The organism is Kumtagia sp., assembly GCF_059502445.1.
The window spans coordinates 54719-69926 of the sequence record NZ_JCACER010000008.1 but is presented as its reverse complement, the minus strand read 5'-3'; the positions used below and the strand labels follow the sequence as shown (position 1 = coordinate 69926).

The 15208-nt window shown below is 65.4% G+C and carries 10 protein-coding genes; all 10 read right to left on the bottom strand.

The genetic code is table 11. The features are described 5' to 3' along the window. Positions 1-64: 64 nt before the first annotated feature. Positions 65-1372, bottom strand: a complete 1308-nt coding sequence (locus AC5JDC_RS03315) for an ABC transporter substrate-binding protein (protein WP_495839086.1) — start codon at positions 1370-1372, stop codon at positions 65-67. A 64-nt stretch (positions 1373-1436) separates the two neighbouring features. Continuing rightward, a complete protein-coding gene (locus AC5JDC_RS03310; RefSeq protein WP_106775093.1) occupies positions 1437-2513 on the bottom strand; it encodes a branched-chain amino acid ABC transporter permease in 1077 nt (358 codons plus the stop codon). Between the two features lie 295 nt (positions 2514-2808). Then, positions 2809-3768 (bottom strand): branched-chain amino acid ABC transporter permease, encoded by a 960-nt coding sequence (locus tag AC5JDC_RS03305; protein WP_495839084.1) that lies wholly within the window; start codon positions 3766-3768, stop codon positions 2809-2811. Positions 3769-4009: 241 nt separating this feature from the next. Further along, on the bottom strand, positions 4010-4159 hold the full coding sequence (locus AC5JDC_RS03300; protein WP_106775096.1) for a DUF3096 domain-containing protein: 150 nt from the start codon (positions 4157-4159) through the stop codon (positions 4010-4012). A gap of 12 nt (positions 4160-4171) precedes the next feature. After that, on the bottom strand, positions 4172-4927 hold the full coding sequence (locus tag AC5JDC_RS03295; protein WP_495839082.1) for an ABC transporter ATP-binding protein: 756 nt from the start codon (positions 4925-4927) through the stop codon (positions 4172-4174). Between the two features lie 223 nt (positions 4928-5150). Beyond that, positions 5151-7139 carry an AMP-binding protein gene (locus AC5JDC_RS03290; protein ID WP_495839080.1) on the bottom strand — a complete coding sequence of 663 codons (1989 nt, stop codon included), beginning with the start codon at positions 7137-7139 and terminating at the stop codon, positions 5151-5153. Positions 7140-7514: 375 nt separating this feature from the next. Next, entirely contained in the window at positions 7515-8189 is a 675-nt protein-coding gene (locus tag AC5JDC_RS03285) for a Crp/Fnr family transcriptional regulator (RefSeq protein WP_495839078.1), read from the bottom strand. Between the two features lie 102 nt (positions 8190-8291). After that, on the bottom strand, positions 8292-9062 hold the full coding sequence (locus tag AC5JDC_RS03280) for an N-acyl amino acid synthase FeeM domain-containing protein (protein WP_106775099.1): 771 nt from the start codon (positions 9060-9062) through the stop codon (positions 8292-8294). 167 nt (positions 9063-9229) lie between these two features. Next, positions 9230-11560 carry a putative bifunctional diguanylate cyclase/phosphodiesterase gene (locus AC5JDC_RS03275; RefSeq protein WP_495839076.1) on the bottom strand — a complete coding sequence of 777 codons (2331 nt, stop codon included), beginning with the start codon at positions 11558-11560 and terminating at the stop codon, positions 9230-9232. Positions 11561-11703: 143 nt separating this feature from the next. Next, positions 11704-15174 (bottom strand): indolepyruvate ferredoxin oxidoreductase family protein, encoded by a 3471-nt coding sequence (locus AC5JDC_RS03270; protein ID WP_495839074.1) that lies wholly within the window; start codon positions 15172-15174, stop codon positions 11704-11706. Positions 15175-15208 lie beyond the last annotated feature (34 nt).

Below are 15208 nucleotides of genomic sequence, written 5' to 3'. Positions count from 1 at the left end.
GTTGACCGAGAGGATGGGGGTGGATGAGACGCTTCCCTCCCCCTCGAGGGGAGGGAGAACCGAGTTACTTGCATTCTTCATTCACCGGCCAGGGCGCATTCGCCTCGGCGTATTTCTTCGCCTCGGCCGCGACCAGCGGCGCGATCATGTCCTGGTCGGCCTCCAGCCGGTCCGAGACCTTCACGAACCTGGCGCCGTCCCACTGCAGCATCCACGCGCCGGAATGGCCGGAATGGTTGGAGCAGGAGGTGGAGAAGGGCGGCACCATGCCGTCCATGCCGATCTCCTTGAGGCGCGCCTCGTCGAGCTTCAGGTTCTCCAGGCCCCAGCGCAGCTGCTCGGCATTCACCACCTTGGTCTTGAAATGCGCCTGCGCCTCCTTGATGCCCTCGACCACGAACATCGAGATCACCACGCCGCGCTGGTAGAAGACGTAGTCAAATTCTTCCCGCGGCAGCAGCGAATGGCCGGCCTCGACGACAAGCTGCTTGATGTCCTTCATCACCTTGGAGTCTGAGACCGGAAAACTCCACGAGATCGACCGGTAGCCTTTTGCGGCCTCGCCGACGGTCTTGAGGTCTGCGTCGCTGCCCGACCACCAGATGCCGACGAACTTGTCCATCGGGAACTTGGTCTTGACCGCTTCGGCCAGCGCGCCGGCGTTCATGGCGCCCCAGCCCCACATCAGCACGAAATCGGGCCGCTCGCGCCGGATCTGCAGCCATTGCGCCGATTGGTTCTGCATCTCCTTCACGCCGACGGGAACCGGCAGCAGCGTGAAGCCGAACTTTTCCGCATAGGCGTTGAGCAGCGGAATTGGCTCCTTGCCGTAGGGCGCGTCGAGGTGCAGCAGCACGATCTTCTTGCCTTTGAGGTTATCCAGATTGCCCTCGGAGATGTTCTTCAAAATCATCGAGGCGCCGTCCCAGTAGCTGGCCGGCGGGTTGAACGCCCATTGGAACACCTTGCCGTCGGCCATCGGCGAAAAGCCGTAGCCGGGCGCCAGGATCGGAACCTTGTCGACATTGGTCTTGGGCAGCACCTGCAGCGTGATGCCGGTCGACCAGGGCTGGGTGACGATCGACGCCGCCTTGGTCTTCTCGTAGCACTCGGCGCCCTTTTCGGTGTTGTAGCCGGTCTCGCACTCCTCATAGATCAGCTTGACCCCGCCGACCCCGCCGTCGCGCTCATTGAGCATGGTGATGTAGTCGCGCTGGCCGTTCATCAGCGGGGTTCCGGTCGCCGCGAACGGTCCGGTCCGATAGGACAGGTTGGCGACCGTGATCGAATCCTCGGCAAAGGCTTGCCCGGCGAGCGTCAGCCCGGCGAGCAGGCTGCCCGCAAGCAGCGTCCTGGAAATCGCGCGTCTCATTGTCTTCTCCTCCACTTCATTTTCCCTCCGGCGGCGACGATGCCGCCGCGACGATGCCACGAATCTAATGCGGGAACGGCCACATGATCAGCTTCTCCCGGATGATCGCCCAGAACCGCGCCAGCCCGTGCGGCTCGACGATCAGGAACAGGATGATGAGCGCGCCGATGATCATGGTGTTCAGGTGCTCGACCATGGCCGAGCTGAGCGGCAGGCCGACCGCGGCCGGCAGGGCGCTGATGATCACCGGCAGCGCCACGATGAGGATGGCGCCGAGATAATTGCCCAGGATCGAGCCGAGCCCGCCGATGATGGCGATGAACAGCACCCGGAACGACAGCGGGATGTCGAAGGCGACAGGTTCGGCCGCGCCGCGCCACAGGAACACGAACAGGGCGCCGGCGACGCCGACGATGTAGGACGACACGGCAAAGGCAGACAGCTTCGCCTTCATCGGATTGATGCCGACGAGCTCGGCGGCGATGTCCATGTCGCGCACCGCCTTCCACATGCGGCCGATGCGGCCGCGCGTGATGTTGATGGCGAGAACGGTGACGAGCGCGACGATCGCCAGCACCACGTAGTACTGGACCATCGCCGTCGCGTTGGGACCGGCCACCGGCACGCCGAACATCGAGATGGTGGGCACCTGGATCGCGCCGGAGGAGTTGTAGTTGTAGAGCCAGGCCCATTTCTCGAACAGCCACACCAGGAAGAACTGCGCCGCCAGCGTGGCGATGGCGAGATAAAACCCCTTGATGCGCAGCGACGGCAGGCCGAAGGCGACGCCGATTGCCGCGGAGAAGAAGCCGGACAGGGCGATGGCGACGAGCAGGTTCATCTCCGGGAAGAGGGTGACGAGCTTGTAGCAGGCATAGGCGCCCACCCCCATGAAGGCGCCGGTGCCCAGCGACAGCTGGCCGGCATAGCCGGTGAGGATGTTCAGCCCGAGTGCCGCCAGAGCATAGATCAGCACCGGCGTCAGCAGGGCGCGGAAAGCGAATTCGCTCGCCGTCAGCGGGAAGATGACGACGGCGAAGAGCAGGATGAAGCCGAGCAGCCAGGCATCCTGCTTGACGGGAAACAGCGCATGGTCGGCGCGGTAGGAGGTCTTGAACTGGCCGGCGGTGCGGTAGAGCATCGGTCAGGCGCTCCGATCGGCAAAGGCGCGAGGCGAGCGGACAAGCACGGCGTCCCCCTCCCCCTTGAGGGGAGGGTGGCCGCGAAGCGGCCGGGTGGGGTCGCCTAACGTACGCTCGGCCTTCTCTTTCACCGCTTGCTCGTCCATACGAAGGCGCACCATCACACTGCACCTCGCGAACGGAGATGAACGTCGGCGCACTGCCGCACGTACCCCACCCGGCCGCTTCGCGGCCACCCTCCCCTCAAGGGGGAGGCGGACGCCGTGTCTCGTGTCGGCACTCGCTCTCATCTCATCACACCCGCTCGATGATGCGTTCGCCGAACAGGCCTTGCGGCCGGAACAAGAGCACGATCAAGGCAAAGACGAAGGCGAACCAGGTCTCGGTGTTGCCGCCGAGCAGCGGCTGGCCCCAGTAGATCTCGAACAGCTTCTCCAAAATCCCGATGGCGATGCCGCCGATGATGGCGCCGGAGACCGATTCCAGCCCGCCCAGCATCAGCACCGGCAGCGCCTTGTAGGCGATGACCTCCAGCGCGAAGGAGACGCCCGCGCGGGCTCCCCACACGATTCCCGTGGCGAGCGCGATCACGCCGGCGATGAACCAGACCAGCACCCAGATGGTCGACAGCGAGATGCCGACCGACAGCGCCGCCTGGTGGTCGTCGCCGAGCGCGCGGATGGCGCGGCCCATCTTGGAGCGGTTGAGGAAGAGGATGAGCACGACGACCAGCACGACGGCGCCGATCACCGCCGTCAGGTCCTTCTGCTCGATCGACACGAAGCCGCCGAACGGCTCGAAAGTGTAGCTGCCGGTCGGGATGAGAAGCTCCTCGGTGATCATCGTCTTGTTCTCGCCGCCGAAGATGATCTCGCCGAAGCCGATCAGGAACAGCGTGATGCCGATCGTGGCCATGAACAGGATGATGTCGGGCTGGTTGACCAGCGGCCGCAGCACCGCCCGTTCGATCGCCACCGCCAGCACGAACATGACGACCAGCGTCAGCGGGACAGCGAGCAGCGCCGGCACGCCGTGCTCGTGGAAGCCGATGAGGGTGAGCGCGGCGAACACCACCATGATGCCCTGCGCGAAATTGAAGATGCGCGAGGACTTGTAGATGAGCACGAAGCCGAGCGCGATCAGCGCGTAGAGCACGCCGGCGACGAGGCCCTCCCACAGCACCTGCAGCAGGAAGTCGGGCGCGGCGATCATGTCCGCGAAGGGTTTTACGAGCATGGCGTTCAGGAGATCCATGCGGGCCTCCTTGCCGGAAGGCGTTCGGACCGACCTCTTCCATGCCGGCGTTCCTTCACACCCCCCTCTGGCCTGCCGGCCATCTCCCCCGCAAGGGGGGAGATTGGCTGGCCGCCTTGGTTTCGCCAATCGCCGACCTTGCAAGAAAGACGGGGAGAGCGAAGCTGCCAATCTCCCCCCTTGCGGGGGAGATGTCCGGCAGGACAGAGGGGGGTGCGAAGGAACGCCATCATCGCCAGCCTCACCCCGCCAGCTGCGGGAACAGGCCGAGCAGGCCGATGATGATCAGGTAGATCGCGACGATGTAGTTGAGCAGCCGCGGCATGATCAGGATCAGCACGCCGGCGATCAGCGAGACCAGCGGGGTGATGGCGATGTTGGCGATATCCATGGGAAAATCCTTTCAATGCGCGACGCCGAGATAGGCGTCGATCACGGCCTGGTTGGACTTCACGGCGTCGGGAACGCCGTCGGCGATCTTCTTGCCGTAGTCGAGAACGACCACCCGGTCGGAAAGGTCCATGACCACGCCCATGTCGTGCTCGATCAGCGCGATGGTGGTGCCGCGCTGGCGGTTGACGTCGAGGATGAAGCGGCTCATGTCCTCCTTCTCCTCGAGGTTCATGCCGGCCATCGGCTCGTCGAGCAGAAGCAGCGACGGCTCCATCGCCAGAGCCCGGCCGAGCTCCACCCGCTTCTGCAGGCCGTAGGGCAGTTTTCCGACCGGCGTGCGGCGGATGTGCTGGATCTCGAGGAAGTCGATGATCTCCTCCACCACCGCGCGGTGCTCGATCTCCTCCGCGAGCGCCGGCCCGTGCCACAGCATCTGCCAGAACAGGTTGCGGCGCATCTTCACGGCGCGCCCGGCCATGATGTTGTCGAGCGTCGACATGCCCTTGAACAGGGCGACGTTCTGGAAAGTGCGGGCGATGCCCTGGCGCACGGCGTGGTGTGGTTTCATGGCGCGACGTGTCTGCCCGCGAAAGACGATCTCACCCTTCTGCGGTGTGTAAAAGCCGTTGATGACGTTGAGCATCGAGGTTTTTCCGGCGCCGTTCGGTCCGATGATCGCGCGGATTTCGCCCTTGCGGATGTCGAAGGAGATGTCGGTGATCGCCTTCACCCCGCCGAAGGATAGCGACACGTTCCTGACATCCATGAGGAGGCCGCCGGGCTCGATTCCGTTGTCCGGAACTTGTGATTCTATATTCTTTGTGTGGGTGTTCATAGGATTTATTTCGAGCAATATCTTATTTCGCGACCTATAGATGAGCTGAATGAAATATAATTCTCAAATCGCGCAGCAGAGACATAGTGAGCTAGCCCCCATTGGCTAAGCCCAATTTGATGCACGGCGACTATGGTTCCAGGAACCCAGTTCATTACTCCGCCGCCTCCAGCCCCGCCGCGCCCGGCAAATCATAGGTCTTCGCGTCCATGATCCTGACCGTGGCGCGGACCGTTCCCTTGCGCCCGTCTTCATAGGTCATTTCGGTTTCGACATATTTTTCGTCCGAGCCATCGTAGAGCGCCTCGATCAGCGGCCGGTAGCGCTCGGCGACGAAGGCGCGGCGGACCTTTTGCGTGCGCGTCAGTTCGCCGTCGTCGGCGTCGAGTTCCTTGTGCAGGATGAGGAACCGCTTGATCTGCGCGCCCGCCATCGCCGGTTCTCGCGACAGCCGCCGGTTGGTCTCGTCCACATGCCCGGCGATGATCCTGGAGACCTCCGGATGCCCCGCCAGTTCCTGGTAGGAGGCATAGGCGATGTTGTTGCGCTCGGCCCAGTTGCCCACCGCCTGCAGATCGATGTTGAGGAAGACGCCGACGAAGTCGCGGCCGTCGCCGAAGGCCACCGCCTCCTTGATGTTGGGGAAGAATTTCAGCGTGTTCTCGATGTATTTGGGCGCGAACAGCGCGCCGGAGCGGAGCCTGCCGACGTCCTTCGCCCGGTCGATGATCTTGAGCTGCCCCGAGGCATCGAAGAAGCCGGCGTCGCCGGTCTTCACATAGCCGTCGGGCGTGACGGTCTCGGCCGTCGTCTCGTCCTGCCTGAAATAGCCGGCGAACTGGCCGGGCGAGCGGAACTGCACCTCGCCGGCCTCGGAGATGCGGATGTCGACGTTCGGGGCGGCCGGCCCGACCGTGTCGGCGCGCACCGCCCGGTCGTTCTGGCAGGTCACGTAGAGGAACGCTTCGGTCTGGCCGTAGAGCTGCTTCAGGTTGATGCCGAGCGAGCGGAAGAAGGAGAACAGGTCCTGGCCGATCGCCTCGCCGGCCGTATAGGCGACCCGCACGTTGGAAAGCCCGAGCACGTTGCGCAGCGGCTGGTAGATCAGGAATTTCCCGAGCGCATAGTCGAGCCTTGCAAGCAGCGGCACCGGCCGGCCTTCGAGGATGGCCTCGCCGTGCCTCCCGGCGACGCCGATCCAGCGCCTGTAGAGCCAGCGCTTCAGCCGGCCGGCATCCTCCATGCGGATGGTGATGCTGGTGAGCAGCGATTCAAACACCCGCGGCGGCGCGAAATAGAAGGTGGGCGCGATCTCGCGCAGGTCGAGCGCCACCGTCTCGCCGCTCTCCGGACAGTTGACGCAGAAGCCGGAGACGCAGCCCTGCGCGTAGTTCATGTAGTGGTCGCCGACCCAGGCGAGCGGCAGATAGGCAAGTACGCTGTCGCGCTCATCGAGGTCGTCGAAGGCGGCGGTGTCGGATGCGGCCTGGACCGCGCTGCGCGAGCGGATCATCACGCCTTTCGACCTACCGGTGGTGCCGGAGGTGTAGAGCATGACCGAGACATCGTCTCCGGAAGCGTTGCGGATGCCATCCTCCCACGCTTTCGCCACACCAGGGTCGGCCGCGAGCAGGGCTGCACCGCGCTCCTGCACGCTCTGGAAGGAATGCAGAAGTGCATGGCGGTAGTCGCCGAGCCCGCGCGGCTCGTCATAGATGATGCCGCGCAGGGACGGGATCCGGTCGAGCGTGCCGAGAATCTTGTCGACCTGCTCCTGGTCCTGCACGACGGCGAAACGTACCTCGGCATGGTCGAGCACATGGGCCATCTCGTCGGCGACGGCGTCGCCATAGACTGGGACGGGAACGGCGCCGAGCGACTGCGCGGCGGTAAAAGTCCAGTAGAGGCGCGGCCGGTTGGCGCCGATGATGGCGATGTTGTCGCCGGAGCCGAGGCCGAGCGCCTGCAGGCCGAGCGCCAGCCTGCGGATCTCGTCTAGCTGCTGCGACCACGTCCAGCTCTGCCAGATGCCGAAGTCCTTGTGGCGCATGGCCGGCCGGCCGGCGAAGCGGGCGGCATTCAGCAGGAGATATTTCGGAAAGGTGTCGAGGCCGGAGTCGGCGGCGGAGGTCGTAGCCGTCATGGTCATGCTCCTCCCGCTTTCGCGGCGCCTGCGGCCGATCCGGCCATAATGGCCCCGCTCGGCCGGTGCGCAAGCCCACCGTTAGACGAATAGGCCGGCTCTCCGCCGACGGATCGAACCCGCCGCCCGAAGGCATGCTTCGGCGCCACCGCGGCACGGTGACAGACGAGCGATGCGCGAAATCGCGCCAACCGAAATCCTCCCATGTCCGGGCGGATGGCCTCCGCCTCGAGGCCCCTGTTCCGGAAACCCGGATGGTCCTTTGTTCGTTGCAGGAGGCTAGCCGCAAATCCGGCCTCCGTTCAACAAGCGCATTGACAGACAGGGAGGGCGATTGTCTGATGCAATCGCGGCCTTGCGCCCGGTTCCCTCCGATCAGCCTTCGTAGTCGCTCAGCGCCTGGAGATCGATCACGGTGACGCGGCCGTGCTCGACACGCAGCACGCCTTCTTCCTCGAGTTCCTGCAGGCTCCGGTTGGCGACCTGCCGCGACACGCCGGCGAGCAGCCCCAGCTCCTCCTGGCTGATCTCCACCGTCGACGCCGTGTCCGGGTAGAGCACGGGATTGAAGAACCAGGACAGGTTGCGAGCCACGCGCGCCTTCGGGTCGAGGATGCGGTCGTATTCGATGGTGGCGATGAACTGCCCCATGCGCTCGTTGAGCTGGCGCACCAGGAAGCGGTTGAACGCGGAGCTGTTCTCGTAGAGCCACATGAAGGTGGAGCGATGCATCATCGCCAGCCGCGTGTCGCGCAGCGCGACGAGGTCGTATTTGCGCGGCTCGTCCTTCAGCACCGAGCCTTCGCCGAACCAGCCGCCGGCACCGGCACCGGCGAAGGTCATGGCCTTGCCGCCGCGCGAGATGGCGCTGATCTTGACCAGGCCGGTGACGACGCCGGTCCAATAGTCGAGCTTGTCGCCGCGATGGCAGACATAGCTGCCCTTGCCGAAGTGCCGCTCCGTCAGGCCGCGGCTCGCACGCTCGATCTCGTCGTCCGTCAGCTCGCGGGACCAGATTGCCGACCTGGCAAGTTCGATACGTGCGTTCATAGGCTCCCGAGGTCACTGGCGACCATGTAGGGAGGGTTATGAACGCCTCGCCCCGACCTGACAAGCAACAGGCCGCATGTCGGGTCCGGACCGCGGCGCGGCCTACGCGGCGTCGCGCATGTATTTCGCTGTCGGCAGGATGGTCAGCGGCGCGAGCTCGCCCTGGCGCGGCTTGGCGAACAGCATCCGCTGCTCCATCGCCGTCGACCTGAAGAACGGATAGCGGGTGAACGAGCGCTCGCGAATCGCCGCCACCGTCGCGCGGTAAAGCACGACCGGATAGTTCAGGTTCGGATAATCGCGCAATTCGCCGATCTGCTCGGAGCGGTAGATGCGCTTGTAGAAGCCGACATGTTCTTCCTTGATGGTCGACAGACAGTAGGGCGCCTGGAAGTGGAAGCAGGCCATGCCGGCCAGCCGCAGCGTCAGATAGGGTATCTGCGGATAAACCCGCGACCATTCCGGATCGGCCGCGAAACGGCTCGGGTCGATGAACGTGTCGCCGGCGGCGAGCTGCGGCCGCAATATGTCGCCATAGACCATGGTGGACGGCGAGAACGGCGCCTTGCCGCTGACATGGTGGATGCGCAGCGTGCTGACTAGGAAGCCGTCGACATAGATGCCGAACTTGTAGCAGTTGGGCGCCTCGTCGAGCGCGTCGTGGATCATCTGCTCAGGAATGTCGGAGACCATGTCGGACAGACGATAGGACTTGTACCGCAGCCGGTAGATGTCCTCCAGATCCTCGCCCTTGTCGCAGCGCCGGTATTCGGTCCGTTCCAGCAACTCGGAAACTTTTCTCGCGAACTCGGAAACTTCGGGCACACTACTGCCCGCTGCGCCGTCGCCCGGCGCATCACGCCTCTCGATCATGGTCAACCTCAGCCCCTTCCGCCGCAGTGAAGGTGAACTTCCGCAGACTGCGTGTAAAGGTGCAAACTCGACACGTTCCGTTTACCAGTCGTTAACCTTAAAAATTCGTTAAACTCCTAACGAATCCCGCTCGAAGGAGTCCAGTCTCGGGACTCCGAAGGCTTGGCTCAGCCTTGCAGCAGATTGTCGCGGCGTTGCTTGCTCTTGGCGGCGGGCCGGTCGGGGGCGAAGTGCCAGACCGTGCTCGACATGGTCTCGATGCCGGCCGCCGACAGCGCCGAGCCGAAGAGGAAACCCTGGAGCAGGTCGGGTTTCACTTCGGTCGCCAGGATCTTGAGCTGGTCGAAGGTCTCGACGCCCTCGACCGTGACGGTGAGGCCGAGCGGGCGCGACAGGTTGACGATGCCCTTCAGAAGCTCCAGCGAGCGCCGGCTGCGCGTCACGTCGAGCAGGAAGCTGCGGTCGATCTTGATCTTGTCGAGCGGCAGCGTGTGCAGATAGCTCAGGCTGGAGTAGCCCGTGCCGAAATCGTCGAGGGCGATGCGCACACCGGTCTGCCGCATCTCCTCGATGAACTTGCGCGTCAGCGACTTGTCGTCGAGCAGCGCGGTTTCCGTGACCTCGATCTCGAGGCGGTGCGCCGAAAGCTTCGCGGACGCCAGGGCGTCGCGCACCCGCTCGACGATGTTGCGGTTGCGGAAGTCGCGGGCCGAAAGGTTGACCGATACGCCGATCTGATCAGGCCATTTCGCGCATTCGCGGCAGGCCGCGTCGAGCATGAAGGCGCTGATCTCCGAGACGATGCCCATTTCCTCGGCGAGCGGGATGAATATCCCCGGCGAGATCGGGCCGAGATCCGGATGGTCCCAGCGGCACAGCGCCTCGCAGCTGGTGATGCGCATCGTGTCCAGCGCTACGATCGGCTGATAGACCACCCGCAGCGAGCGCGTCTCGATCGCCGTGCGCAGGTCGGCCTTCATCAGCTGCCGGTTGCGGAACGCCGCATCCATCGCCGCTTCGAACAGCCGCCAGTTGTTCTTGCCGAATTCCTTGGCCTTGTAGAGCGCAAGATCCGCCTTGACCGTCATGGCGTCGACATCGGTGTCCTTGACCCGCGCCAGCACGGCGCCGCCGCTCATCTGCACGTGCAGGGCATGGCCGGCGACATCGACGTCGCCCTGCAGGCCGGCGAAGATGCGGTCGATCATGGCCGCCAGATGACTGTCGTCCTCGACCCGGTCGAAGAAGATCATGAACTCGTCGCCGCCGAAGCGGCTGACCCGCACGGTGTCGGTGGCGAAGGCGGCGAGCTTTTCAGCGACGGCATAGATCAGTCCGTCACCGATCGGATGACCGAGCGTGTCGTTGATGCTCTTGAAGTCGTCGAGGTCGAGCACGGCGATCGCGCACAGCCGGTCGCGGTCGCCGCCGGCCAGTGCCGCTTGCACCACCTCGTGGAAATAGGCGCGGTTCGGCAGGCCGGTCAGGCTGTCGTAGCGCGCCATCGAGCGGATCTTCTCTTCCGCCTCGACCCGCGCCGTCACGTCCTCGAAGGTGATGACGCCGAGTTCCTGGCTGCCTTCGCGCGCCGAGAATTCGTAATGCTGCCCGTTGGTGAAGGAGACCAGCACCTTGCGGCTGCGCCCCTCGCGCAAGGCGCGCGTCAATTGCGCCTCGATGAAGCGGCAGTCCTTCGCGTCGAGCATGCCGCCGGCGACGCCGCGCATCAGCAGCGAATGGATCGGCCGGCCGAGCAGCGCGTCAGGCGACTTGAGCGACATCAGATGCGCGGCCTCGGCATTGGCGACCACCACCTTGCCGTCGGGCCCCAGCATGACCAGGCCGTGCGACATCGTGTTGAGCGCGCGATTGAAGCGCTCGGCGAGCCGGTTGGCCTTGCGCTCCTCCGAAATCGCGGTGAACAGCACGTCGCGAACCAGGTCGGCGAACCGCCGGATGGCGAAGAAGAACGGCACGGACAGCGTGCCGAGGATGACATGATAGATGTCGCCGCGCAGGATGAAGCCCAGCGAGATCGGCCAGGTCATGGTCATGATGAAGATCATCACCATGCGCGGCGAGCCGTAGTTGCGGCCCGAGATCGAGGTGGCGGAGGCGAGCGTGACCGAGACGGCCGCGATCTCGGCGAAATTGTCGTGCGCCAGGTAGATGCCGACGAAGCAGAACATGCCGAGCATGAGCCCGTGCAGGGAGCCGTAGACGATGTAGTCGTTCTCGCGCTGACGCGCTTCGTGCCAATCCCGCGGCCGGGGCGCGTTGCGGTATTTGCGCACGTTGGTCAACCGCAGCACGGCGACCACCGCCAGCCCGACGGCGACATAGAGGTAGATCGGATCGCCGGTCTTCCAGTAGCAGAGCCCGACCAGCAGGATCTGCGCGGCGAAACCGATGCTAAGCGTCAGCCCGTCGCGGAAAAGCGTTTCCACGAACGGAATGTAGACGTCGACCGATATGTCGCTCTTTCGTCTTGTTGGCACGCCGCGATTCCGGCCTTGGGGCAGACCATGGTGTCCCACATCGGGCTTAAGAAAGCCTTAGGCGCGGCCCGAGAGACGGAAAATGAAGGCTGGCCATCGTCATGACGGCTCCCCTTCGAAAGGCGGAGGAAGAGCGTCTTTTTCTACTCAGCGGCGCGCGCCACCGGCTCCGGCTCCGCAGCGGAAAGGCGGGCAAGCAGGCGCTCGCGCTCGGCATCGGCCCTGGCGACGCTCGCCTGCTTGACATGCCCATAGCCCCGGATGAGCTGTGGTAGCGAAGCAAGCGCCGTCGCCGCTTCCATGCGATGCGGCTCGAGCAGGCCCATGATGTGGTCGAGGTCGGCTTCGTAGCGGCGGAGCAGACTCCGCTCCATGCGCCGCTCGGCGGTGCGGGAGAACGGGTCCAGCATGGTGCCGCGCAGGCGCCGCATCGCCGAAAGCACTTTGAAGCCGCTCATCATCCAGCCGGGGAAGCGCGACTTGCGTGGTCTGCCCTCGGCATCGCGGTGGCCGAGGATGGGCGGGGCAAGGTGGAACTCCAGTCGCTCGTAGCTCTGGAACTCGCGCGAAAGCTGCTGCCGGAACGAGCCGTCCGTATAGAGGCGGGCCACCTCGTATTCGTCCTTGACCGCCATCAGCTTGAACAGGTTGCGGGCGACCGCTTCGGTCAGGCGCGTGGAGGCCGGAACCGCGCGGCTTTCTGCCGCGTGCACGGCGGCGACCCGGTTGCGATAGCGCCGCGCATAGGCGGCGTCCTGGTAGGCGGCCAGGAAGTCGGCACGCCGTGCGATGACCTCGTCCAGCGACTGGGCGAGGGGAGCCGGGCTCGACGCGTCCGCCTCGCCGATCAGCCGGCGGAGGAATTGCGGGTCATGGGCGGCGCGGCGGCCCCAGCGGAAGGCCGCGACATTCATGGCGACGGCCTCGCCGTTGAGCCCGATCGCCCGCTCGATCGCTTCCGCCGACAAGGGCAGCGCGCCAAGCTGGAAGCTCACGCCGAGCAGGAGCATGTTGGCCGCGATCGAATTGCCGAACAGCACGGCGGCTGCCCGGGAAACGTCGAAGAAATGCGTCCTGTCCTCGCCCGCCGCCTTGCGGATCGCCCGCTTCAGCCGCTCTGTCGGCAGCGAGAAATCGGCGCTGCGGGCAAAGTCGCCGGGCATCACCTCGGCCGTGTTGGCGACGAAGACGGTGTGGCCCTCGCGCACCGCGGCGAGCACCTTGCGCGAGCCCGAGACGACGAGGTCGCAGCCGAGCACCAGGTCTGCCTTGCCCGCCGAGACGCGGATCGCATGGATGTCGTCCGGCGTCGCGGCGATGCGCACATGGGTGTAGACGGCTCCACCCTTCTGGGCGAGGCCGGCCATGTCGATCATGCCGCAGCCCTTGCCTTCCAGATGCGCGGCCATGCCGAGGATGGCGCCGATGGTCACGACGCCCGTGCCGCCGACGCCGTCGACCACCGCCGACCAGCCGGCACCGCCGAGCGGAAAGGATTTCGGCGCCGGCACGCCGTCCAGCGGATCGGCAGCCCCCGCCAGTCCCGGCGCCTTTCTGATCTTCGCCCCATGCACGGTCACGAAGGAGGGGCAAAAACCGTTGACGCAGGAAAAATCCTTGTTGCAGCTCGACTGGTCGATGCGCCGCTTGCGACCGAACTCGGTCTCCAGCGGTTGCACCGAGACGCAGTTCGACTTGACTCCGCAGTCGCCGCAGCCTTCGCAGACCAGCTCGTTGATGATCACCCGCCGATCGGGATCGGGAAAGGTGCCGCGCTTGCGCCGCCGCCGCTTCTCGGCCGCGCAGGTCTGGTCGTAGATCAGCACCGATACGCCTTTGACCTCGCGCAGCTCGCGTTGCACGAGGTCTAGGTCGTCGCGGTGGTGCACCGTGGTGCCGGAAGGGAAACGAGCGGTGTATTTGTCCGGCTCGTCGCTGACGACGGCGATCCGCTCGATGCCTTCCGCCCGCACCTGGTCGGCGATGGCATGGACGGTGATCCCGCCCTCGTGCGGCTGGCCGCCGGTCATGGCGACGGCGTCGTTGTAGAGAATCTTGTAGGTGATGTTGGCGCCGGCGGCCTTGGCGAAGCGCAGCGCCAGGCTACCGGAATGGTTGTAGGTGCCGTCGCCGAGATTCTGGAAGATGTGATCTCTGGTGGTGAACGGCGCCTGGCCGACCCACTGCGCGCCCTCGCCGCCCATCGCGGTGAAGCCGAAGGTCGAGCGGTCCATCCACAGCGCCATGAAATGGCAGCCGATGCCGGCCGAGGCGATCGAACCTTCCGGCACCTTGGTCGAGCTGTTGTGCGGGCAGCCGGAGCAGAAATAGGGCGTGCGCTGGCCGATGTCCTGCGTCTGCGCAAGCATGGCCTGGAACTGCCTGAGCCGCGTGACCCGCGCGGAAATCTCCTCCGACGGGCCGATGCCGCGCAGGATGCGCTCGCCGATGGCGATGGCGATGTCGTTGGGGTCGAGCGCGCCCGTGGCCGGAAACAGGCCGTCGCCGCGCTCGTCGCGCTTGCCGACGATATCGGGCTGGTGGGCGGTGCCGTAGAGTGCTTCCTTGAGCTGCACCTCGATCAGCGCCCGCTTCTCCTCGACCACCACGACGGTTTCCAACCCATCGACGAACTCTGCGACGTGCTGCAGGTCGAGCGGCCATGGGGCGCCGACCTTGAACAGGCGGATGCCGAGCCGGTCGGCCTCGGCTTCGCCGATGCCGAGATCGTCCAGCGCCTGGCGTACGTCGAGATAGCTCTTGCCGACCGTGATGATGCCGAGTTTTGCGCTGCGCCCGCCGGAATAGACGATGCGGTTGATGCCGTTGGCGCGGATGAAGGCGGCGGCGGCGGCGCGCTTGTATTCATGCAGCCGCACCTCCTGGCCGAGCTGGTCGAGCTCGTTGCGGATGTTGAGGCCGCCGAGGGGCATGTCGAACGGCGGCAGCGCGATTTGCAGCCGCTCCAGCGCCGAATCGACGGAGGCCGTCGATTCGATGTTGTCCTTCACGCATTTGATCGCCGTCCAGGTGCCGGCGAAGCGCGACAGCGCATAGCCGTAGAGGCCGTAGTCGATCAGCTCCTGCACGCCGGCCGGGTTTAGGATCGGCATCATCATGTCGACGAACAGGAATTCGGTGGCGTGCGCGTTGGTCGAGGATTCGGCCATGTGGTCGTCGCCCATCAGCGCCAGCACGCCGCCGTGCCGCGAGCTGCCGGCGAGATTGGCGTGGCGGAACACGTCGCCGGAGCGGTCGACGCCCGGTCCCTTGCCGTACCAGAGCCCGAAGACGCCGTCGTGCCGGCCTTCGCCGGTGAGCTCGGCCTGCTGCGAGCCCCAGACAGCGGTAGCGGCGAGCTCCTCGTTGAGGCCGGGCTCGAACACGACGCCGGAGCGGCCGAGCTGCTCGCGCGCCCTCCAGAGCTGCATGTCGAGCCCGCCGAGCGGCGAGCCGCGATAGCCGGAAACGAAGCCGGCGGTGTCCAGTCCGGCCCGCCGGTCGCGCTCGCGCTGCATCAGGAGCATGCGCACGATCGCCTGGGCGCCGGAGAGGAAGACGCGCTCCTTCGACAGATCGAACTTGTCGTCGAGCGCGACGTCGTGGAGGGTCATGCGCAAATGCCTGTTCGGGTCCTGGCCTCGAACA